This is a genomic window from Sphingomonas trueperi, from assembly GCF_011927635.1.
GTDB lineage: Bacteria > Pseudomonadota > Alphaproteobacteria > Sphingomonadales > Sphingomonadaceae > Sphingomonas > Sphingomonas trueperi.
On sequence record NZ_JAATJB010000001.1, the window covers coordinates 259,204 to 281,603 of the forward strand.

Here is a 22,400-nt window from a genome sequence, read left to right on the forward strand (position 1 = left end):
CCACGGTGCCGGCCATGCGACGGCGAGGGCGCCCATGCTGATCCGGATGGGCCACTGCGTGCAGCGGTGGCGCGGTTTCGCACGCCCCGCCCCCACCCCCATTCGGAGCCTCTAGCGCATGGCCATAGCCCCTGCCCGCGCGCCGCTTGAACTCACGCTGCGCGGCGTGCTGCTCGGCGGCGCGATCACGCTGCTGTTCACCGCCGCCAATGTCTATCTCGGCCTGAAGATCGGGCTGACCTTCGCCACCTCGATCCCCGCCGCGGTGATCTCGATGGCGATCCTGCGATTCTTCCCCGGCTCGACCATCCTCGAGAACAATATCGTCCAGACCGTCGCCAGCGCGGCGGGGACGCTGGCCGCGATCATCTTCGTGCTGCCGGGCCTGGTGATGATCGGCTGGTGGAACGGCTTCCCCTATGTCGAGACCGCCGCGATCACGATGTTCGGCGGCATCCTCGGCGTGATGTTCTCGGTGCCGCTGCGGCGTGCGCTGGTGGTCGATTCGCCCGACCTTCCCTATCCCGAGGGCCGCGCCGCCGCCGAGGTGCTGCAGGTCGGCGCCGGCAGCCGCGAGGGCGCGGAAGAGAGCGCGCGCGGGCTGAAGGTGATCGTGGTCAACGCGGTCGCGGCGGCGGGCTTCGCGCTGGTCACGCGGATGCGGCTGGCGGCCGAGGAGGGCGCGCTGTTCTTCAAGGCGGGCGCGGGCTCGACCGGCGTCATCGGCGGGCTGCAGTTCGCGCTGGTCGGCGCGGGGCACCTGATCGGTCTCACCGTCGGCATCGCCATCCTGGTCGGCATCGCGATCGGCTGGTGGATCGCGCTGCCGATTCTGAGCGCCGGGATGCCCGGCGCGGCGGAGGAAGTGGCGAACGCCGTGTTCCGCAGCGATGTGCGCTTTCTCGGCGCGGGCACGATCGGGATGGCGGCGATCTGGACCTTGCTCAAGATCATCGGGCCAGTGATCGGCGGCATCCGCTCGTCGCTGGCAGCGTCTGCCGCTGCGCGCGGCGGTGCGGCCGTGGCGATCGGCGAGCGCGACCTGCCGATCGGCATCGTCGCGATCGTCACGCTCGGCATGCTGCTGCCGATCGGCTGGCTGCTGTGGAGCGTGCTGGCGGCGGGCCCGCTCTCCGCCTCGGCGGGGCTGCTGGTGGCGGGGTCGCTGGCGTTCGTGCTGGTCGTCGGCCTCGTGATCGCGTCGGTGTGCGGCTATATGGCGGGCCTGATCGGCGCGTCGAACAGCCCGGTGTCGGGGATCGGCATCCTGTCGGTCGTCGCCGCCGCGCTGATGCTGGTGGGGCTGTACGGCCGCAATCTCGACCCCGGCACGACCCAGGCGCTGATCGCCTACGCCCTCATCGTCACCGGCATCGTGTTCGGCGTGGCGACCATCTCCAACGACAATCTCCAGGATCTCAAGACCGGCCAGCTGGTCGGCGCGACGCCGTGGAAGCAGCAGGTGGCGCTGATCTTCGGCGTGATCTTCGGCAGCCTGGTCATCCCGCCGGTGCTGAGCGTGCTCAACGCCTCGTTCGGCTTTGCCGGCGTGCCGGGCGCCAGCGCCGATGCGCTGCCCGCCCCGCAGGCGGCGCTGATCTCGTCGCTGGCCAAGGGCGTGCTGGGCGGCGACCTGCGCTGGGACCTGATTGGCGTCGGCGCACTGATCGGCGCGGGGGTGATCCTGGTCGACGAGCTGCTGGCGCGCACCACCAGGCTGCGCCTGCCGCCGCTGGCGGTGGGCCTCGGCATCTATCTGCCGATGGGCGTGACGCTGACCGTGGTGATCGGCGCGGTGATCGGCTGGTTCTACGACCGCGCCGCCGAGCGCGCCCGCGACCCCGAGTTCGTCAAGCGGATGGGCGTGCTAATGGCGACGGGCATGATCGTCGGCGACAGCCTGTTCGGGGTGCTCTACGCGGGCATCGTGTACGAGACGGGGAGCGAGTCTCCGCTCGCGCTGGTCGGGCCAGGCTTTGCGGGCGTGGCGCTGGCGGGCGGCACGGCGCTGTTCCTGGCGATCACCGCGGGGCTGTATCTCTACACCCGGCGGCAGGCGCGATAGCCACTTCTTCCCCCCTCCCGCTTGCGGGAGGGGGATTTAGAAGAAGAAGGAGGATCAGCCCGCGAGCAAGTCGCCGAGCTTGCCCGCCTGGATCGCGGAGAACGCCGCGCCCAGCGCCTCGCGATACCGCGCATCCTCGGCCACCCGCGCCGGGAAGACTTGGCGCAGCGCCAGCACCGCCTCTACCGGCGCCGCATCGGTCGCCGCCGCAGCGAGGACATCCGCCAGCGGGTCGGTGATCGTCTCGCCCGCCTTGGCCTTGTTGCCGAGAAACGCGATCCACGCCGCCACCGGCACCACCAACCGCTCGACCGACCGCCCGGCATCCAGCGCCGCCGCCGTCGTGTCCAGCAGCCGATACGGCAGCTTCTGCGAGCCATCCCAGGCGATCTGCGCCAGCAGGTGCCGGATCGCCGGGTTGCGGAATCGATCGAGCACCGCATCGACATAACCGGGCACGTCCAGCCCATCGACCGGGCCCAGCGACGCCGCGATGTCCTGATGCGCCAGCCGCGTGACGAAGCCGCCCAGCGCCTCGTCCGACATCGCCTCGAACACCGTCTCGTGGCCGAGCAGCAGGCCGATATAAGCGAGGCTCGAATGGCTGCCGTTGAGGATGCGCAGCTTGGCCTGCTCATAGCCGCGCACGTCGCTGGTCAGCGTGACGCCCGCCGCGGCGAGATCGGGGCCGTCGGCCATGTCGAAGCGCTGCAGCACCCATTGGGTAAAGGATTCGCGCTGCACCGCCGCCTTGTCCTCGACGCCGAGCGCGTCCGCCACCGTGGCGAGAAAGGCCGCGTCGCTCGCCGGCGTGATCGAATCGACCATCGAGTCCGGGAACGCCACCTCCGTTGCGATCCAGTCGGCCAGATCCGCATCCCATTCGCGCGCCAGCGCCACGCAGGCGGCGCGGAGCTTGCCACCATTGCCGGTCATGTTGTCGCAGCAGAGCATCGCAAAGGGCGCCACGCCCGCCGTGCGGCGATCGGCGAGGCCAGTGACGATCCAGCCGATCACGCTCGCCGGCTCCTCCGGGCGCGCGCGATCGTGAACGATGTCGGGGTGATTCATGTCGAGCGTGCCGTCGCCACCCAGGCAATAGCCCTTCTCGGTCACCGTGCTGGTGGCGATCCGCACCTCGGGGCTGGCGAGCAGCGCGCGCAGCCGGGCGCCCTCGCCCGGGCCGATCGCGTCCGAATGCGCCGCGATGATGCGGGTGGACGGTTCGCGGTCGATCACCGCCAGCGTGTAGAGCCCATCCTGCGCCTTGAGCGCGTCCGTCGTCGTCCCGCTGCGCAGCGACACCGCGGCGATCCCCCAACGGGGATCGCTGTCCAGCACCTTGTCGATGAACGCCGCCTGGTGGGCGCGGTGGAAGGCGCCGGGCCCGAAATGGACGATGCCGGTGCGGATCGCGGCCAGGTCGTGGCCGGGGCGGAGGATGCCGGCAGGAAGCCCGGCGAGCGTCGCGCGCGAAAGCGTGGTCATATGGTCAGGCCAATCAGACCCGGCCGGTAAAGTCAATCGCGGGCTGGGTTGCGCAGGCCCGGCGGCAGCAGCGGCGCCTCAAAATCGGCGCGCTTGTTGCGCATGCCCCGCGGCAGGAAGAAGCGCACCTGCCGGTTGGGGAAATCGATCTCGACTCGCCGGAAGCTGCGCATCGCATCCATGCCGAGCATGATCGCCGGCCGCTTGGTGAGCCCGAAGCGCTTGAACGGCTCGGCCTCGGCAAAGGCGACCGGCAGCGCATCGAACGCAACATTGCTCACCCGCATCGCCGGCACCTGGCCATATTGCGCCAGGGTGGTGCCGCCGTCGACGCTGGTCAGCTCGATCGTCTGCAGCACCCCGACGCTCCTGCCGACCTTGCGGCGCAGCGCGTCATTGCCCATCGTCACCTGCGATCCGGTATCGAGCACCACCTGCACCCGCGCATTGCCATAATAGGCATCGGTGACGATCAGCTGGCCGAACCGGTCCTTGGCGGAAACGACGATCTCGTCGGCGGCGTGCTTCGCGTTCCGCTTGCGCTTGACGCTGGGGCGCACCGCCATGGTGCCGGTGTCGAAGTCGATCGTCACCTCGTGATCGCGCAGCGTGTCGATACCGAGCAGCCCGGCGGCGCCGATATTCCGCGCCTCGAAGGCGGGCGCGATGATATGATGCGAGGTGCCGATCGATTCGATCTTGAGGTCGGGCACGATCACGGTGGTCGCGAGGCTGCGCCCCGTCATCGAGGTGACATGGACCGCAGCACCCGCGGCGGGCCCCAGCCGCGTCGCCAGCTCGCGCGACACCACGGTGCGCTCGGCGCCGGTATCGATGATGAAATTATACGGTCCCTGCTGCGTGATGGCGACCGGTACGGTGAGCCGCGCGCTGGTCTCGCCCAGCGCCAGCTGGATCGCATCGGGCTGGCCGGCGGCGGGCGCCGTTTCGGGATTGGTCCGCCCTGACAGAGGCCCGCTCGACAGCAGGCCGAGCGGCAAGGCCCACATGACCAGCGAGGACGAGACTCCGAACATTGGAAGAACATACGCCTGTCGATGTTGCGCAGCAATCCCGCAAAAGAACGGGGTCAATCGAGCCGCATCGCCTCGGCCGCGATCGCCTCCGCCTCTTCGAGCAACGCGTCTTCGGTGGTGCCCTGCGCGACCGATTCGCGGCCGATCATGATCAGCACCGGGACCGCCATCGGGCTTACCCGATCCAGATCGACATGGAGCATCCGCGCGCCCGCTTCGTCGAGCAGCCGGGCGAGTCGGCCGACATCGGTCATCTTGGCGCGCGCGTCTTCCCAGGCCGCGCGGAGCAGCAGATGATCGGGCTCGTATTTGCGCAGCACGTCGTAGATCAGGTCGGTGGAGAAGGTGACCTGCCGCCCCGTCTTCTTCTTGCCGGGATGCTGACGCTCGACCAGTCCGCCGATGATCGCCACTTCGCGGAAGGCGCGCTTGAGCAGCGCCGAACCCTGCACCCAGTCGACGAATTCATGTTCCAGGATGTCGGGCGAGAAGAGCGGGCGCGGATCGAGGATCTTCTCCAGCCCGTACACCGCCAGCGCATAGTCGTTGGCGACGAAGCCCAGCGGCTTGAGCCCCATCGCCTCCATCCGCCGCGTGACCAGCATGCCGAGCGACTGGTGCGCGTTCCAGCCTTCGAAGCTGTAGATGACCAGATGGTGGCGACCTTCGTGCGGGAAGGTCTCGACCAGCAGCTGGCCCGGCGCGGGCAGGGTCGACCGTCGGTCCTGCGTCTCCAGCCACTCGCGTACATCGGCGGGAAAGCGCCCCCATTGGCCGCGATCGAACAGAAAGGCCCGGACGCGATCGGCCAAGTTGGCGGTGATCGCCAGCCGCGCGCCCATATAGCTGGGCACCCGCGCCTGCTTGGCGGTGGCGCGGACGATCAGATCTGTCGCTTCCACCCGCTCCACTTCCAGCGCGAGCCCGCCAAAGAAGAAAGTGTCGCCCGGCGAGAGCGAGGCGGCGAACCCCTCCTCCACCTTGCCCAGCCGCTTGCCGTTCTTGAACCGCACCTCGAGCATCGGCGACTCGACGATGATCCCGGCATTGAGCCGATGCTGCGCAACAAAATTGGGTTGGGTGACGCGCCAGATGCCGTCCTTGCCCTGGGTCAGCCGCTTGAACTTGTCATAGGCACGGAGAGAATAGCCACCGTCGGCGATGAAATTGAGGACGCGATCGAACACCTCCTCGGTAAGCGCCGAATAGGGCAATGCTGCGCGAACTTCGTGCAGCATATCGACCGCCAGAAAGGGAGCGGCACAGGCGCAGCCCATCACATGCTGGGCCAGCACGTCGAGCGCGCCGGGGCGGAAGATGTCGGGATCGAGCTCGCCCGCCTCCACCGCATCGAGCGCCGCGCGCGCCTCCAGATATTCGAAGCGGTTGCCCGGAATCAGCACCGCCTCGCTGGCCTCGTCGAGCCGGTGGTTGGCGCGGCCGATCCGCTGGAGCAGCCGCGACGAACCCTTGGGCGCGCCCATCTGGATCACGCAGTCGACATCGCCCCAGTCGACCCCGAGGTCGAGGCTGGCGGTGGCGACCAGCGCGCGTAAGCGCCCGTCGGCCATCGCCTGCTCGGCCTTTTGCCGCGCCTCCAGGCTGAGGCTGCCATGGTGGACGCCGATCGGCAGCTTGAGATCGTTGACCTTCCACAGCTGCTGGAAGACGAGCTCGGCCAGGCCGCGCGTGTTGCAGAAGACGATGGTCGTCTTGTGCGTCTCGATCTCCGCCATCACCTGCGGAATGGCATAGATGCCCGAGTGCCCGGCCCAGGGCACCCGCCCCTCGGGAAGCAGAATGGCGATATCGGGATCGGCGCCCTTCTCGCCCTGCACGAGCGTCACCGCATCGATGTCGCCATAGGGCGCGAGCCAGGCGCGATAGCCGTCGGGATCGGCGACGGTGGCGGAGAGCCCCACGCGGCGGAAGCCCGGCGCCAGCCGCTCCAGCCGGGCGAGCGCCAGCGCCAGCAGGTCGCCGCGCTTGCCGGTGGCGAAGGCGTGGATCTCGTCGATCACCACCGTCTTCAGCCCGGCGAACATCGTCAGGCTGTCCTCGTAGGAAAGCAGCAGGCTGAGCGATTCGGGGGTGGTCATCAGCACTTGGGGCGGGCGGGCGCGCTGGCGGACCTTCTTCTCGTGCGGCGTGTCGCCGGTGCGCGTCTCGACCCGGATCGGCAGGCCCATCTGCTCGATCGGGGTGAGCAGGTTGCGCTGCACGTCCACCGCCAGCGCCTTGAGCGGCGAGATGTAGAGCGTGTGCAGCCCCTCGGCCGGCGCCTCGATCAGCTCGGCGAGCGTCGGCAGGAAGCCCGACAGCGTCTTGCCCGCGCCGGTGGGCGCCACCAGCAGCGCATGCCGCCCGGCCCGCGCCGCGGCGAGCATGTCCCACTGGTGCCGCCGCGGCGCCCATCCGCGCGCGGTGAACCAGTCGGCCAGAGGTGCGGGGAGATCGGCGGGCACGACCTCTATGTAGGGACCGCGCAAGCGTCTGTGGAGACGCGCCGAATCACGCGGGTTCCACCCTGCCATCGGCGACGCGGTAGCGGGTGGCGGTGGCGGGTACGGCATCGAACAATGCCGGTTCGGTGCCGGTCATCCACACCTGACCGCGACCGGTCAGCCGCTCGAACAGCGCCGCGCGGCGGCCCGGATCGAGATGCGCGGCGACCTCGTCGAGCAGCAGGATCGGCGGGGTGCCGACCCGGTCCGCGACCAGCTCGGCATGGGCGAGGACGATGCCGAGCAGCAGCGCCTTCTGCTCGCCGGTGGAGCAGAGATGCGCGGGCTGGGCCTTGTCGAGGTGCATGACCTGCAGGTCGGCGCGGTGCGGGCCGGTGAGCGTGCGCCCGGCGGCGGCATCACGGCGGCGGCCGTCGCGCAGCGCTGCGGCGAGCGCGGGCGCGTCGCCCTGCCAGCCCTCCAGCGCCAGCCCGGCGCGGGCGAAGGGTCCCTCGGGCTGCTCGACAAGCCGGTCACCCAGCGCCGCCACGGCATCGCGGCGGGCGGCATCGATCGCCGCGCCATGCTCGGCCATCCGCGCCTCCAGCGCATCGAGCCAGCCGGGGTCGGGCGGCAGTTCGTCGGCGAGCAGCCGGTTGCGCTCGCGCATCGCGGCTTCGTAGCGGGTCGCCTCGTGCGCATGGCGGGGGTTGAGCGCCAGCGTCAACCGGTCGAGGAAGCGACGGCGGTCGCCCGGCGCTTCGAGGAACAGCCGGTCCATCGCGGGGGTGAGCCACAGCACCACCAACCACTGCGCCAGGCTGGTCGCCGCGGCGGTCGCGCCGTTGACGCGGACGATCCGCCGCTCGGGCGCGTCGGCGCGGGTACCGGTGCCGATCTCGGCTTCGTCGAGCGTGGCGGCGATGCCGAATGCACCCGCCCCGCCCTGCCGCGCCATTTCGCTGAGCGGCGCGCCGCGCAGGCCGCGGCCGGGGGCGAGCAGCGACACGGCCTCCAGGATATTGGTCTTGCCCGCGCCATTCTCGCCGCTCAGCACGACGAACTCCGCTCCCGGGGTCAGCAGGGCATCTTCGTGGTTGCGGAAGTCGGTGAGCAGGAGACGCTTGACGGCCATGAATGGGGCTGTAGCGCAGCACCTTGCCCACGAACACCGCTTGGCCGATAGATCAGGGCGAAGGGATAGAAACACATGCTCCGCAAGACTGTTACGATTGCCGCGCTCGCGCTGGTGGCGGCCTGCTCCAAGGCGCCCGAGGACGTGACCGCCACCTACGCCGCCGCCGGCGGCCGCGGCACGATCACCGTCAAGGCTGCCGCCAATGGCGACGCCAAGGTGGAAGCCGGCCCGCAGACGCTGATCCACAAGGGCGGGACCGATTATGTCGTGATCACCGACGGCAACGACAAGTTCGCCGCCAGCTTCGCCGATTTCGTCGGCGCGACGCAGGACATCGCCAAGGCCAAGGGCATGAAGCCCCAGCCGCTGCCGCAGGACCCGGACTATGAAGCGGTCCAGGTCGGCGAGGAGAAGGTCGGCGACCAGAAGGGCACGATCTGGAGCGTCCAGCCCAAGGGCAATCCCAATGGCGATTCGATCCGCATCGTCGTCAGCGACGACAGCCGCCTGAAGAACATCGCCGCCGCGATCGGCATGCAGACCAAGCTGACCGGCGCGCGCATGGCGACCGTGTTCACCAGCGTCCCCAAGGCCGAGAAGGTGCTGGAAGACGTGATCGCGAAGGGTGCGGTGCTGCGCCTCGGCGAAGCGCTGACGCTGCAGAGCATCAAGCCGGGCGCGATCCCCGCCAGCGAGTTCGCGCTGCCGACCGTGCTCGACCGCGCCGCGCTGCGCAAGCGCATCGAGGACCAGGCCAACAAGGCGCTCGAAGCCGCCAAGGCCGCCGGCGACAAGGCTGGCGCCGCCCCGGCCGAGGGTGCGCCTGCCGCGCCCGCTGCCGCCCCCGCACCGGAAGCGACTCCGGCCGCGAAGTAAGCCCGCCAAAACGAAGAAAGGGCGTCCGGCCATCGCCGGGCGCCCTCTTTCTTTGACGTTCGGGACTAACCTACAAGGCTAGAGCGCGCCGATCCCCGCCTCGGCCAGCCGGGCCTGGGCGATTCGATATTGTTTCGGCTCGGTGATCCCCAGCCGCGCCCGCGCTGCCTCAAGCGGCTCCTCGAGCAGCTGCTCATAGTCTTCGGCGTGCAGCCAGCCGGCGCGCTTGCCGTGGCGATAGCCTTCCCAGATCGCCTTCACGCAATCGAGCCGCCCGGTGGTGCGGATGCTCTTGAGCGCCCCGCCGATCGCGATGAAGCCCCAGCCGGTGCCGCCGGTCTGCGCATAGGAAAAGGCGACCAGGCAGAGCTCGCCGAGATGCTCGTCGGCCTTGTAGCCGGTCAGCACGTGCCAGAGATCGTGGATGTCGCGCTCGCGGCGGCCCATCCAGGCATAGGGGTGTTCGACCTCGATCCCCTGGAAGCCGCCCTCGACCATGCTGACCTGGACCAGCCCGTCGGCCGAATAGCCGGTCGAATCGAGAAAGTCGCGATAGGCCGCGCCCAGCGTGCCGGGGGCGAAGCTGTCGATCCAGCTGCGGTCGGACAGGCGCTGCGACAGCTCGAGCCGGCGATAGGCGAGCTTGCCGCCGCCGGGCACGGTGAGCAGCTTGCGATAATTGCGCTGGCTGACATCGCCGTTCAGCGCGCGCATGATCTTGAAGACCTGTTCGGTATCGTCGCCATTGGCGAGCAGCTTGCGCAGCGCCGACAAGGCGGTGCCCCATTCGCGCTTGAGCGGCACGCCGGGGTTGAGCAACGGTTGCGGAGCCTTGGTCGCCATGCAGTCCGATCCCTCTAACTGACATGACTGTTAATAGCACGCGGACCAGGACGTTTCAACGCGCGCAGCCATTCGTTTGAGGCGGACGACGGATCCAGGGAGATCCGCCGCCCGACCCAAGTCCCGTAAGTGCGACCCTCGGGGCTTGGCCCTGCTATGGTCGCAAAGAAACGGCCGACATAGCCGGGGAAAGCGCGGGGGGCGCCGGAAAGCGACCGTCAACCATGGACAAGCCGCTTGTCTGCAAAGAAAAACCGGTGCGGGATCAGACCCGCATCGGCATCAATACGTAGAGCGCGGGCGACGAATCATTCTCGCGGATCAGCGTCGGTGCCGCCGCATCTGCCAGATGTACTTCGACGAGATCGCCTTCGATCTGGCCGAGAATGTCCATCAGGTAGCGGCTGTTGAAGCCGATCTCGAAGCCCATCGCGGCATATTCGCCGGGGACTTCCTCGGCCGCGACGCCGTTCTCGGGGCTGGTCACCGACAGCACGACCTTGTCGCGCTCCAGCGCCATCTTCACCGCGCGGGTCTTCTCGGTCGCGATCGTCGAGACGCGGTCGACGCCCTGCATCAGGCTCTTCGGATCGAGCTTGAGCAGCTTGTCGTTCGCGGTCGGGATCACGCGGCTGTAATCGGGGAAGGTGCCGTCGATCAGCTTCGAGGTGAGGATCGCCTGGCCCAGGTCGAAGCGGATCTTCGACGGCGAGAGCGACACGCCCACCGAACCGTCGACCTCGTCGAGCAGCTTGCGCAGTTCCGCCACGCACTTGCGCGGCACGATCACGCCCGGCATCGCATCGGCGCCGTCCGGACAGGGCACGGTGACGCGCGCCAGCCGGTGGCCGTCGGTCGCCGCCGCGCGCAGCATGCGGCTGGCATCGTCGGTCACGTGGAAGAAGATGCCGTTCAGATAATAGCGCGTCTCCTCGGTGGAGATCGCGAAGCGGGTCTTGTCGATGATCTGCTTGAGCGTCTCGGCGGGCAGCTCGAACGTGGTCGGCAGCTCGCCCTCGGCGATCATCGGGAAATCGTCGCGCGGCAACGTGCCGAGCTGGAAGCGGGCGCGACCGGCGACCACCGTCAGCTTGCCCTCGGCCGCGGTGAGCACCACCTGCGAACCCTCGGGCAGCTTGCGGACGATGTCGAACAGCGTGTGCGCCGAGACGGTCGTCGCACCCACCTGGTCGACCGCGGCGGGGATCGTCTCGTCGATCTGCAGATCGAGATCGGTCGCCATCAGCCGGATCGTGCCGCCCAGCTGCGCATCGATCAGCACGTTGGACAGGATCGGAATCGTGTTGCGCCGCTCGACCACGGACTGGACGTGGCTCAAGCCCCTCAACAGAGTTGCGCGTTCGATCGTCGCCTTCATGTACCTCAAACCCCCGGGCCGTCGCCCAACATCCTACCCGGCGCGACCCGGCCGGTGGCAATGCGCCATGACGTACCCTTAACGCGAAAAAGGGCCGGAGCAAGCTGCCCCGACCCTCTTTTCGACAGTCAGACTGGCTTTTCGCCAATCAGAAGCGGACGCCGAGACCCGTGACGATCTGGTGACGCTCGGGATCGACGCCGTTGGTCTGCGAGCCATAGTTGGAATAGCGATATTCCGCCTTGGCGAAGACCTTGTCGGTCAGCTTGAACTCGGCACCGGCACCCAGGCGCCAGCCGTCATAATTGTCGCGCTGGCGGAAGGAGAGCGCCGGCGCGGTCGCGGTCGCCGGCGAATCATAGTCGGTGATGAACTGCGCGTTGGTGTAGCCCGCCTTGGCGTAGATCAGCGTGCGCGGACCCGCGAGGAAGCCGAGGCGGCCGCCGACATAAAGGTCGCGGCCCGCCTTTACGCGCAGCCGGTCGCCCGCGGTGAGCACGTTGCTGCTGCGATCGCTGATCGTCGACCCGGTCACTTCGCCTTCGACGCCGAACACGGTGCTGCCGCGCTGGATGTCATAGCCGATGTTGCCGCCATAGGTGACGCCGTCCTTCGACGCGTCGTAGGACGACTTGTCGTTCACGCGGTCCCAGCCGGCGATCACTTCGGCGTGCGATCCGTTGAAGCTCTGCTCCTGCGACTGGGCAAAGGCCGGCGCGGCGACGGCGGTGGTGGCGATCAGGGCGGCGATGGAAAGCTTGGTACGCATAACGATTACTCCTCACTGAAGCCGCACCGACAGGGTGCGGCCTGACTTCAGCCGCAAGCCCAAGGGCTTCGGCTGGACGCTCGGTATCGAGGGGAAGGGGCGGCCCGACACGGGCACCGCGACCTGTTCTTCCTCCCGTTCGCTCCCGGCGTTTCCGCGAGCGAGGGGATGGATGCACCCGGCGCCCTGTCGCGCGCATGAACGAATCAGGGCCAAATTGGGACATTGCGTTTCCGCCGGTTTCGCGGGAGAGACTTGACATGGCCAGCACCCGGAAAGGCCGCGACTTCATCGCGCGGCATGGCGAGACCGTGTTCAACATCGCCCGGCGGATGCAGGGCGACCATCCCCACACGCCGCTGACCCGCGCCGGCTTTGCCCAGGCCGATGCGATGGGCGCGGCGCTGCGCGAACTGCTGGGTCCGAAGCCCGAGCTCACCCTTTGGGCGTCGAGCGCCGGTCGCGCGCTGCAGACGCTGGCGATCATCGCCGAGCATCTCGAGCTCGACTGGCACCAGACCCGCACCGACGACCGACTGGTCGAGATCGGCATGGGTGCGTGGAGCGGGCGCTATTATGCCGATCTGGAGCGCGAGGTGGGCAGCTTCCTCGATGCCGAGCACGGGCTCTACACCCGCCCGCCGGAGGGCGGCGAATGGTATGACGCGATCGCCGCGCGCGTCTCGGGCTGGCTGGCCGATACCGACGAGGATCCCGGCGACCGGCTGGTGATCATGCACGGCATGTCGAGCCGCATCCTGCGCGGGGTGATGAACGGGCGCGACGTGCTGCCGCAGTTCGACGCCCCGGTCGCACCGGACCTGCCGCAGGGCTCGATCGTCCGGATCGAGGGCGGGGTGGAGACGGTGGTGCATCTCGGCACCGGGCGCGGCGCCGCACCGGCATGATGCTGGCGCTGGCGCTGCTCGCGCTGGCCGGGCCGCGCGAGACGATCGGCATCTACGCGCGCTGGGGCGCCTTCCGCGACACCGCGCCGACCCGCTGCTTCGCGGTGGCGCGGCCGAGCGATGTCGCCCGGCGCGGCGAGGCCTATCTCAGCATCGCGAGCTGGCCGGGGCGCGGCGTGCGGCACCAGCTCTATGTCCGGCTCAGCCGGGCGCGGGCGGACCATGCGCGGGTGATGCTGGTCGCGGGCGAGCGGCGCTTCGAACTCACCGCCAGCCGCCACGACGCCTGGGCCCCCGACGCGCGCACCGACTCGGCGATCGTCGCCGCGATGCGCGACGGGCGGGCGCTGAGCGTGGAGAGCGTGGATACGGGCGGGGTGCCGTTCGTCGACGGCTATGCGCTGCAGGGCGCGGCGAGCGCGATCGACGCGGCAACGCTGGCCTGCCTGTAGCCTCCAGCATAACGATCCGCGTCCGCTCCATCGCCCCCCTCCCGCTCGCGGGGGGGGGAGGGGGGAAGAAGGCGGAAGCGAGACCAGAACAAACCACTGGCACCCACCGCGCGACGCACTATCTTGTCCCGCGTGCGATCCCCACCCGTCACCGCCCGCCTCGCCGACGGCGTCGCCTCGATACCGGCAAAGCAATGGGATGCCTGTGCGGGCCCCGACAACCCGTTCCTCAGCCACGCCTTCCTGTCGCTACTCGAAGCCTCGGGCTCGGCGACCGCGCAGGCCGGCTGGCAGCCGCTGCCGATCGTGGTCGACGGCGCGGACGGCACCCCCGCCGCGATTGCGCCCGCCTATGCCAAGAGCCACAGCCAGGGCGAATATGTATTCGACCATAGCTGGGCCGACGCCTGGGAGCGCGCCGGCGGACGCTACTACCCCAAGCTGCAGGTAGCGGTGCCGTTCACCCCCGTTCCCGGCCCCCGCCTGCTGCTGCGCGATCCCGAACAGGCCCCCGCGCTGATCGCCGCCATCGAGGCGGTGGTGGACCAGCACGGCCTCTCCTCGGCCCACGCCACCTTCGTCGAGGAAGCGCAGGTCCCGCTGTTCGAAGCGGCAGGCTGGCTGATTCGCACGGGCACCCAGTTCCACTGGCAGAATGACGGCTATGGGAGCTTCGACGATTTCCTCGGCGCGCTCACCAGCCGCAAGCGCAAGGCGATCCGCAAGGAGCGCGCCGCCGCGGTCGAGGGGCTGACCATCCGCCGCCTCACCGGCGCCGAGATCACCGAAGCGCATTGGGACGCCTTCTGGGCCTTCTACCAGGATACCGGCAGCCGGAAGTGGGGCCGCCCCTATCTCACCCGGCCCTTCTTCTCGATGCTCGGCGAAGCGCTGGGCGACAAGGTGCTGCTGATCTTCGCAGAGCGCGACGGGCGGCCGATCGCCGGCGCGCTCAACCTGATCGGGAGCGATGCGCTCTACGGCCGCTATTGGGGCTGCACGGAAGACGTGCCGTTCCTTCACTTCGAGCTCTGCTACTACCAGGCGATCGACGCGGCGATCGAACGCGGCCTGCCCCGCGTCGAGGCCGGCGCGCAGGGCGAGCACAAGCTGGCGCGCGGCTATGTGCCGGTGACGACCTGGTCGGCGCATTACCTTCCCGACCCCGGCTTCCGCCGCGCCGTCGCCGACTTCCTCGTGCGCGAGCAGCAGGCGGTGGAGCGCGAACAGGAATATCTGGAAGAGCTGACGCCGTTCAAAAAGGCGGAGTAGGGCGACGGAGGATCGCCCTCAGGAGGGCGGTGCGGTGCCGTTGCCCGGCAGTTCGCCCGCCGCTTCGGCCTCGCGGATCAGCACCGCCTCGGGCCGCGGGATCGGCAGGTCGCCGGGGTTGAGCCCCGGCCCCGGCACATCATGGTCCACCCGGTAGAGCACGCTCGGTCCGTCGCGCCACACCGGGATCAGCCCCTGCTCGTAGCGCTTGTCGTACGCCGGCGGACGGATCAGCCAGACATAGTCGAACGCGTCGCGCGGGAAGAGCGCCAGGCTACGCGCGATCGGGCGCCACCATTCGCGCGGGCACTGGACGTTGGTCACCAGCTCCGACGGATCGTGGGCGAAGCGCTTGGCGGCGCGGTAGTGCACCGTCATCAGCTGGCCGCCGGGCATCGACCATTGGTCGTTGGTATAGGCCAGCCGCCGCTCGAGCGCGAGGCCGGGGACGTGCTGCAGCCGGGTCATCGCCCATTCGTTGTAGCAGGTCTCGCCGACGAAGCTCACCAGCCGCGCGCCGATCGGCACATGGTCCAGCGCCTTGAGCTCGCGGTCATAGGCCTTGTCGTAGAGGTAGAAGCTCGCCGTGGTCGCGCCGATGCGGGCGAGGAAGAAGGCGAGGCCGAGCACCGCCACCAGCGTCGCGCCGCGCATCGACAGGCCGGGCTTGGGCCGGATCGCCAGGATCGCGATCGCGATCAGGAACGGCACCATCCGCATGTCGGCATAGGCCGATCCGAACACCACGCGCGGTAGCAACAGATAGACCAACAGCAGCAACAGCGCCGACAGGCCCAGGTTGCGCGAATATTGAAGGTTCGGATCGCGCACCGCCTTGAGCATCAGCAGGAAGATCACGCCGACGCTGGCGAGGTCGAACAACTGCCAGCGGTCGCGGAACACCTGGGTGACCCACAGGGTCTTGGCGCGCCAGTTGAACCAGTCGAAGGTCTGGCCGGAGACATGCTCGCCGCCGCGCCAGATCACCATCAGCACCGCGGGCAGCGCCAGCACCAGGCATTGCAGCCCGGCGAAGAACAGGGGCGCGATCCAGCCGTCCTTCAGATCCTTGTACCAGGGCAGCGCGCGGTTGCGGCGCAGGTCGTGCTGGCGGACCAGCTCGGCCGAGAAGGCAAGCACGCCAAGCACGCCCCAGCCGAAAGTGTGGGTGATCCAGATGATCACAGACAGCGGCACGAACACCATCGAGCGGAACTGGAACTTGCCCAGCCGCGCCAGCCGCAGCCACCAGCCGAACGCCAGCATCGCCATGCCGAGCGACAGCGCGAAATTGACGAAGCCGAAATGGAAGGGGAAGGCATAGGCGAGCGGCAGCGCGAACAGCGCGGTCGCCGGAATGCGGCCATGCACCTCGCGCGCGATCATCAGGAAGCCGGCGACGGTCATCGCCGGGATCGTGATCACGATCAGCTTCACGCCCAGTTCGAGCCCGAAGATCTTGGACATCGGGAAGACCAGCAGGTCGACCCCCAGATTGCCCATCAGCTGCCAGCGGAAATCATACCATTCGTGCAGCCACGGCACCTCGTCATAGACCAGCTGCACCCGGTAGCGGCCCATATGGCCGGGCAGGTCGACGAGCGGCGGGATGTCCGGCCACAGCAGCGGCACCGTCGCCACCAGCGTCGCGAACAATACGAACCAGCGCGTCTGCCACCAGCGCAGCGAAACCCCGTTATCCATCGCGCCGCTTTAGTGTGCCAGCGGCCGGTACGGCAAGCGCTTGTCGGCGAGGCGCGGCGGCGGCTAGCGCGCGGCCGCGCCGCCTTGCGGTTCAAGCCGGTACAAGGCGTCCCTACCATCGCTCCAGACGCGGACGGCCCCGACGACGCGCATGCTGGCGGGCGGATCGATCAGCCAGACATGGTCGAAGGCGCCCCGCGGCAGCCGCGCAAGGGCCGCGCGGAGCGTCGGGATGCCCGCGGCGGCGGCGCAGCTTTCCTCGGCGACGATCTGCGAGGGATCGGTGGCGAACGCGCCGAACCCTTCGCGGCGCACCTGCATCAGGCCGGTGGACCCGAGATCGAACTCGTCGTTGGCGAAAGCCGAACGGCGAACGACGGCCATGCTCGGCAAGTGGTTCAGCCGCGCGATCGGCCATCCCGCCGCGCACCGGTTGTGCACGAAGGCGGCGACGCGTGCGCCGAAGGGCAGATGCTCCAGCGCGACCAGCCGCCGCTGCCAGTCGCGCCCCTCGATCGCGAGATCGGCGGTCACCGCCAGCGTGCGGACGAGCAGGAAGCCGAGGCCGACCCAGGCGAGCAGGCGGCGGTGGTCGGGCATCGTGCCTTCCGCCAGCAGCGCGAGGATCACCGCATAGGGCAGGATCCGCGCATCGACATAGGCGGTGCCGAACGGCAGCAGCAGGAACAGCGCGGCCATCGCCAGCGCCGCCGCGGCGAGGCTGGCCGAGCGCGGCTGCCCGCGCCGGCGCCAGCTGCCATAGAGCAGCAGCACGACCAGCAGCAGCGAGGCGAGGTCGAGCCATTGCCAGCGATCGCGCAGCAGCGTTACGAACCAGCCGAGCTTCATCGGAAAGCGGGTCCAGAGATCGCTGCCCCCTGCCCCGTCACCGGGATGCCAGCGCAGCAGCACCAGCGAAGGCGGCGCCAGCGGCAGGCAGGCAACGCCCGCCCCCAGAATCGCCCGGCTCCAGCCCGATCCTGCGGCGCGGTGTCGCGCAAGCTCGGAAGCGAAGACCATCACACCCAGCGTCAACCAACCGAGCAGATGGGCCGTCCACACCAGCCAGGCGATACCGAGGAACAGCCCGGCGCGCAGCCGGAAGCGGCCCTGCCGCGTCAGCCGCAGCCACAGCGCGAAGGCGTTGAGCGCCAGCGCCATTGCGAGCGTGTAGTTGAGAAAGCCGTAGAGAAAGGGAAGCGTGTAGGCGAGCGGCAGCGCGAACAGCGCCATCGGTTGCACCCGGCCATGCGCCTCGCGCGAAAGCCACAAGATGCCCGTCGCGGTCAGCATCGGGATCGCGACCGCGATCGCCTTGACCGTCGGCTCGAGGCCGAACCAGGGGGCCAGGGCAGCGACGAGCAGGTCCACGCCGAGATAGCCGACGAACCGCCAGTGGAAATCATACCATGTCGCCAGCACCGACGTGCCGCCGTCCAGCATCACCCGGTAGCGCGCCATGTGGCCCGGCAGGTCGAGCAGCGGGGGAAGTGCAGGCCAGAGCAGCGGCACCGCGCCGAGCAGCACCGCCGCCAGCGCGAACCAGCGCCGCTCCCACCAGCAGCGGTCGCTCACTGGGTGGTGCGCCGCGCCGGCTGGGTGAGGGTGTAGACGCGGGTGCTCGCGCCCGGCGGGGAGATCTGGCGGAGCCAGGGCGGCACCTGGCCCGCCATCAGGCTGTCAGCGAGCAACTGGCGATCCTTCGAACGCGCGCCCAGTTCGGCAAAGCCGTCCTTGCATAGGGCGACATAGTCCACCCCCCAGCGCCGCGCGAGCGCTTCCGCCTGGGGGGTGGGGCTGCGGAACAGGTCGTACATGGCACGATTTCCTTGCGTGTCGCGGTGATAGGGTCCGGCGAGGACATGATGGCGGGTGGTGGCGAGCAGCGTCGGGCCGAAATCGATCGGCGCAGCGACCATGCCGGGGGGCAGCGCGGCGAGGCGCGCCGCGGCGGCGGCAGCCGTACAGCCATGCCCGGCCGTGACAGGCGCGGCGGGGGTCAGCCGGTCGCCGAGCCCCGCATGGGCGATCCCGCTGGCGGCAAGCCAGGCGGCGACCAGCGCGAGCGGTCCCCGCGGCCGGGCGGCGGCGATCATCGCGGCGAGCGCCGGCACCGCGGTCAGCGCCGCCAGCGGCGCACCGCGCACCTGCACCAGCGTAACCGCGACCGCCGTCACCTGGAATCCAAGGATGATCCACGCTGCGGCCGTCCGCGTCGTCCAGGCGAACCAGATGCCGGCGCCGAGCCCGACCAGCGCCATGCCCGCGGCGGCGACCGCCTTGCCGAGCGGCAGCGCGAGGAGCGACTGCGCTTCGTTGACATGGGCGAGCCACAGCCGGGCGAGCAGCGGGTCGACCTGCCCATAGGGATGGAGGCACGCAGGCGCGCTCACGACGGCAGCCGCCAGCGCGAGCCCTCCGCCGACAATCAGCACCGCGGTGCGCCCCGCGACGGATTGGATCGTGAAGCCGCCCACGGCCATCGTCGCGGGCGCCAGCGCCGCCAGCATCGCCGCGCGCCACAGGATCGCGGTGAAGCCGTCGCAGGCGGCAACGTCCCAGCCGCTTGTCCGGAAGACCGCGGCGGCAGCGCTCAGGCCCAGCAGCAGCGCGGTCGCATAACCCGCCATCCGCGCCTGGCCCGCGGCGGCATCGAGCCGCCAGCGCAGCGCGATGGCGGCACCACCGGCGGCGAGCAGCGGCACCGTCTCCACGCCGACGATGAGTGACAGCACCGTCACCATGCCGGCGATCGCGCCTTGCCCCAGCGTGCCCCGCCCGACACAGGCATGGAGCAGCGCGAGCACGAGCACGATCTGCAGCGCGTGATGATCGATCCGCCCGGGCGTGAACAGGGTGATCGCGGGAAAGGCCAGCGCGCCGAGGATGACCGCGACGAATCCGGATTGGCCGAGGCGACGCGCGATCGCGGCAATCACGATCAGCATCGCCGCGAACAGCAGCAGCGGCGAGACGACCACGGCGACGACGCTCGCCGCGTGCGTTCCGAGCAAGTGCGTCAGCGCCAGGATCAGCGCCGCGGGCACCAGATCGGCCAGCCGCGACCAGTGCATCTGCAGCCCCGGCGCCGGGCCCAGCCGGTGCTGGGCGAGATCGGTGAACGCCTGCCCACCCAGCCAGTCGCGGATCTGCTGGAGGCGCATCAGATCGTCGGTATCGGGCAGCCGCAAGGCGCCCAGCGCAGCATGATCGCGCAGCGTCCAGGCGATTCCCATCAGCAACGCCATACCAATGGCGAGCAGCGAATCGCGTCGTACGTTGCGGAGGTGCCCTGGTCCCATGCAGACCAGCGCTAGGGCACCATGGTTAATCAGGCGTTTCGGACCGGCTCCGGGCGGTTACCCGCTATTGCGCAGCGCGGTGGCGATCGCGTTGATCGAAAGCAGGATGCCCTCGCCGATCCGCGGATCCGCCTCGCCCGCCCGGTGGCGCTTCATCAGTTCGATCTGGAGCAGGTTGAGCGGCTCGATATAGGGCAGCCGCAAGCGGATCGAGGTATCGAGCAGCGGGTGCTTCTCCAGCAGCCGCGTCTGGCGCGTCACCTGGAGCAGCCCGTCCTGCGTCTGCTGCCAGCCGTCCTTGATCCGGCCGAAGATGGCGTCGCGAAGCTCGGCATCCTCGACCAGCGCGGCATAATGGCTGGCGATGCCCATGTCGGACTTGGCGAGCACCTGCTCCATATTGTCGAGCGTCGCGCGGAACAGCGGCCAGGCGCTGGCCATCTCGCGCAGCAGCCCCTTGTCCTCGAACGCGTCGAGCGCCGCGCCGACGCCGTACCAGCCCGGCAGCATCACGCGCGCCTGCGCCCAGCTGAACACCCAGGGGATCGCGCGCAGATCCTCGATCGCGTCGCTCTTCTTGCGGCTAGCGGGACGCGAGCCGATCTTGAGGCCGGCGATCTCGGCGATCGGCGTCATCTGGCGGAAGAAGGTGGTGAAGCCAGACGTCTCGTAGACCAGCCCGCGATAGGCACGGAAAGCGTTGTCGGAGAGCTGGTCCATCGCCGCGGCGAAGCGCTCGGCATCGGCAGGTGCCAGCTGTTCGGGCTCCAGGCTGGCGAGCAGCGTTGCCGAAGTCATCGCCTCCAGATTGGTCATCGCGCTTTCGGGGCTGCCGTACTTGGCGGCGATCACTTCGCCCTGCTCGGTGATGCGGATGCGGCCCTGCACCGTACCCGGCGGCTGGGCGAGGATCGCCGAGAAGCTCGACCCGCCGCCGCGCCCCACCGCGCCGCCGCGGCCATGGAACAGCTGCATCGCGATGCCAGCTTTCTCGAACACCGGCTTGAGCGCGGTCGAACCGCGGCTGAGCTGCCAGGTGGAGGTGAGATAGCCGCCGTCCTTGTTCGAATCGGAATAGCCAATCATCACTTCCTGGTGCCCGCGGCCTGCGGCGATCGCGGCGACTTCGGGCAGGCCGAGCCAGGCTGCCATGATCGGCGGCGCGGCTTCGAGATCGGCGATCGTCTCGAACAGCGGGATCGCCATGATGTGCGCCTGCGGCGTGTCGCCCGGCACGTACAGCCCGGCTTCCTTGAGCAGGATGTGGACTTCGAGCAGGTCCGACACCGACTGCGCCATCGAGACGATGTAATGGCGGATGCAATCGCGTCCGTAGCGGGCATGCGCCGCCGCCGCCTCGCGCACGATGGCGAGCTCGGAGGCGGTTTCCTCCGAATAGACGGCATAGGGGCTGGTCAGCGGCCGGGCATTGGCGAGCTCGCCACGGAGCAGTTCGATGCGCGCCTGCTCGTCGAGCGCGGCATAGTCGTCGCACACGCCGGCGGACTTGAGCAGCTCCGCCACCACGCGCTCGTGGATCGCGCTGTTCTGGCGCATGTCGAGCGTGGCGAGGTGGAAGCCGAAGGTCTCCACCGCGCGGATCAGCCGGCCGAGCGCGCCGCCGGTGGCGAGCGGGCCGCCATCGGCCAGCCCGCGCGCGATGGCGACCAGGTCCTCGCGGAACTCGGCGGGATGGCCATAGGGCCAGGCCGGGATCGGCGATGGGCGACCCGGCTTCTTGCCGACCAGCTGCTCGTGCGTGGCGGAGAGGCGGGCGTAGATGCCGGTCAGCGCGCGGCGATAGGGTTCGTCGCTGCGGCTCTTGCCGGTGTCGCCGCTGGCCTCGGCAAGCTTCAACACCGCCTCGGGCACCTCGCTATGCTCGGTCGAGATCGACAGCTCGGCGCCGAGCGCGTGGACCGACTCGAGATAATGGTCGAGCACCGTCTCCGCCGCGCGGGCGAGCGCGAAGCGCATCGATTCGGCGGTGACGAAGGGATTGCCGTCGCGGTCGCCGCCGATCCAGCTGCCGGGGCGCAGGAAGCTCGGCGCGCGGTCGCCCAGCGCGCGGTCCCAGCGGGCGTAGAGCGCCGGCAGCACCGGCAGGAACACGTCGCGGAAATAGGAGAGCGCGGTCTCGACCTCGTCGGGCACGCCCAGCTTTTCGCGGCGCAGCACCCGCGTCTGCCAGAGCAGCGCGATCTGGCGGAGGATCGCTTCTTCCACCTGGTCGCCGTCGGGCGTCTCGGCGACGCCCTGGTCGCGCAGCCGCATCAGTTCGGCGATCCGGTTCTTGTGGTCGATCATCGACTTGCGCCGCACCTCGGTGGGGTGGGCGGTGAGCACCGGGCTGACCAGCGCATGCTCCAGCAGCGCCATCACCGGCTCGCGGCCGATCCCGGCCTTGGCCAGCCGCTCCAGCGCGGCGGCGACATCGGCATCCTTCTCGGTGGCGACGCCCTGGCGATCCTCGGCGAGGTTCGCGAGCATCGAGAACAGCATGAAGCCGCGGACGAAGTCGAGCGTCTCGTCCAGGCTCAGCCGGTCCAGTCCGGAATCGATCGCCCCCGCCCCCGCCACGCCGCGATGCCGGTCGACCGAGGTCGCGCGGATGTATTCGATCCGCTTGAACAATGCCTCGCCGCCATAGGCACGAATGACGTCGCCGAGCAGCCGTCCGAGGAAGCGGATGTCGGGGTTGTTGGTGATCGCGAGTGTGGCCAT

The 22,400-nt window shown here is 69.4% G+C and carries 16 protein-coding genes; 5 read left to right on the forward strand and 11 right to left on the reverse strand.

Translation table 11 applies throughout. The annotated features are described in order from the left end of the window. Nucleotides 1-118 precede the first annotated feature (118 nt). Nucleotides 119-2,065, forward strand: a complete 1,947-nt coding sequence (locus tag GGR89_RS01200) for an OPT family oligopeptide transporter (protein ID WP_125975080.1) — start codon at nucleotides 119-121, stop codon at nucleotides 2,063-2,065. Between the two features lie 54 nt (nucleotides 2,066-2,119). On the opposite strand, the gene GGR89_RS01205 is transcribed toward GGR89_RS01200, so the two are convergent. Genes GGR89_RS01205 through recF form a run of 4 tightly spaced genes read right to left on the reverse strand, consistent with a single transcriptional unit; the run spans nucleotide 2,120 to nucleotide 8,169 of the window. Next, nucleotides 2,120-3,553: a mannitol dehydrogenase family protein gene (locus GGR89_RS01205; protein WP_125975077.1), complete on the reverse strand. Its 1,434-nt coding sequence runs from the start codon at nucleotides 3,551-3,553 to the stop codon at nucleotides 2,120-2,122. Nucleotides 3,554-3,585: 32 nt separating this feature from the next. Continuing rightward, the gene (locus GGR89_RS01210) at nucleotides 3,586-4,590 is read right to left on the reverse strand and encodes a retroviral-like aspartic protease family protein (protein ID WP_167712695.1); all 1,005 of its coding nucleotides are present in this window, start codon (nucleotides 4,588-4,590) and stop codon (nucleotides 3,586-3,588) included. A gap of 53 nt (nucleotides 4,591-4,643) precedes the next feature. Continuing rightward, nucleotides 4,644-7,079 (reverse strand): ligase-associated DNA damage response DEXH box helicase, encoded by a 2,436-nt coding sequence (locus GGR89_RS01215; RefSeq protein WP_209092077.1) that lies wholly within the window; start codon nucleotides 7,077-7,079, stop codon nucleotides 4,644-4,646. 22 nt (nucleotides 7,080-7,101) lie between these two features. Next, a complete protein-coding gene (gene recF / locus GGR89_RS01220) occupies nucleotides 7,102-8,169 on the reverse strand; it encodes a DNA replication/repair protein RecF (protein ID WP_125975072.1) in 1,068 nt (355 codons plus the stop codon). Nucleotides 8,170-8,244: 75 nt separating this feature from the next. Here recF and GGR89_RS01225 point away from each other — a divergent pair, with 75 nt between their 5' ends. Then, nucleotides 8,245-9,048 (forward strand): hypothetical protein, encoded by an 804-nt coding sequence (locus GGR89_RS01225; protein ID WP_125975069.1) that lies wholly within the window; start codon nucleotides 8,245-8,247, stop codon nucleotides 9,046-9,048. Nucleotides 9,049-9,126: 78 nt separating this feature from the next. Here GGR89_RS01225 and GGR89_RS01230 read toward each other — a convergent pair whose 3' ends face one another. From GGR89_RS01230 to GGR89_RS01240, 3 genes are all read right to left on the reverse strand, one after another. Then, a complete protein-coding gene (locus GGR89_RS01230; RefSeq protein WP_125975067.1) occupies nucleotides 9,127-9,891 on the reverse strand; it encodes a Coq4 family protein in 765 nt (254 codons plus the stop codon). Nucleotides 9,892-10,156: 265 nt separating this feature from the next. Beyond that, nucleotides 10,157-11,269 (reverse strand): DNA polymerase III subunit beta, encoded by a 1,113-nt coding sequence (dnaN, locus tag GGR89_RS01235; RefSeq protein ID WP_121072435.1) that lies wholly within the window; start codon nucleotides 11,267-11,269, stop codon nucleotides 10,157-10,159. Nucleotides 11,270-11,417: 148 nt separating this feature from the next. Further along, a complete protein-coding gene (locus tag GGR89_RS01240; protein WP_125975066.1) occupies nucleotides 11,418-12,038 on the reverse strand; it encodes an outer membrane protein in 621 nt (206 codons plus the stop codon). A gap of 260 nt (nucleotides 12,039-12,298) precedes the next feature. On the opposite strand from GGR89_RS01240, the gene GGR89_RS01245 reads away from it, so the two are divergent. From GGR89_RS01245 to GGR89_RS01255, 3 genes are all read left to right on the forward strand, one after another. After that, the gene (locus GGR89_RS01245; protein ID WP_125975064.1) at nucleotides 12,299-12,946 is read left to right on the forward strand and encodes a histidine phosphatase family protein; all 648 of its coding nucleotides are present in this window, start codon (nucleotides 12,299-12,301) and stop codon (nucleotides 12,944-12,946) included. Beyond that, complete coding sequence (locus GGR89_RS01250; RefSeq protein WP_125975062.1) at nucleotides 12,943-13,398, forward strand: hypothetical protein; 456 nt, start codon at nucleotides 12,943-12,945, stop codon at nucleotides 13,396-13,398. Before GGR89_RS01245 ends, GGR89_RS01250 begins: the two co-directional genes overlap by 4 nt. A gap of 132 nt (nucleotides 13,399-13,530) precedes the next feature. Beyond that, the gene (locus tag GGR89_RS01255; RefSeq protein ID WP_125975060.1) at nucleotides 13,531-14,670 is read left to right on the forward strand and encodes a GNAT family N-acetyltransferase; all 1,140 of its coding nucleotides are present in this window, start codon (nucleotides 13,531-13,533) and stop codon (nucleotides 14,668-14,670) included. 18 nt (nucleotides 14,671-14,688) lie between these two features. On the opposite strand, the gene GGR89_RS01260 is transcribed toward GGR89_RS01255, so the two are convergent. The 4 genes from GGR89_RS01260 to ppc form a co-directional block, all read right to left on the reverse strand. Then, a complete protein-coding gene (locus GGR89_RS01260; protein ID WP_125975058.1) occupies nucleotides 14,689-16,374 on the reverse strand; it encodes a hypothetical protein in 1,686 nt (561 codons plus the stop codon). A gap of 63 nt (nucleotides 16,375-16,437) precedes the next feature. After that, nucleotides 16,438-17,949: a hypothetical protein gene (locus GGR89_RS01265; RefSeq protein WP_125975056.1), complete on the reverse strand. Its 1,512-nt coding sequence runs from the start codon at nucleotides 17,947-17,949 to the stop codon at nucleotides 16,438-16,440. Beyond that, the gene (locus GGR89_RS01270) at nucleotides 17,946-19,622 is read right to left on the reverse strand and encodes a hypothetical protein (RefSeq protein WP_245201527.1); all 1,677 of its coding nucleotides are present in this window, start codon (nucleotides 19,620-19,622) and stop codon (nucleotides 17,946-17,948) included. The genes GGR89_RS01265 and GGR89_RS01270 overlap by 4 nt, the downstream gene beginning before the upstream one ends. Nucleotides 19,623-19,733: 111 nt before the next feature. After that, the gene (ppc, locus tag GGR89_RS01275; protein ID WP_125975052.1) at nucleotides 19,734-22,400 is read right to left on the reverse strand and encodes a phosphoenolpyruvate carboxylase; all 2,667 of its coding nucleotides are present in this window, start codon (nucleotides 22,398-22,400) and stop codon (nucleotides 19,734-19,736) included.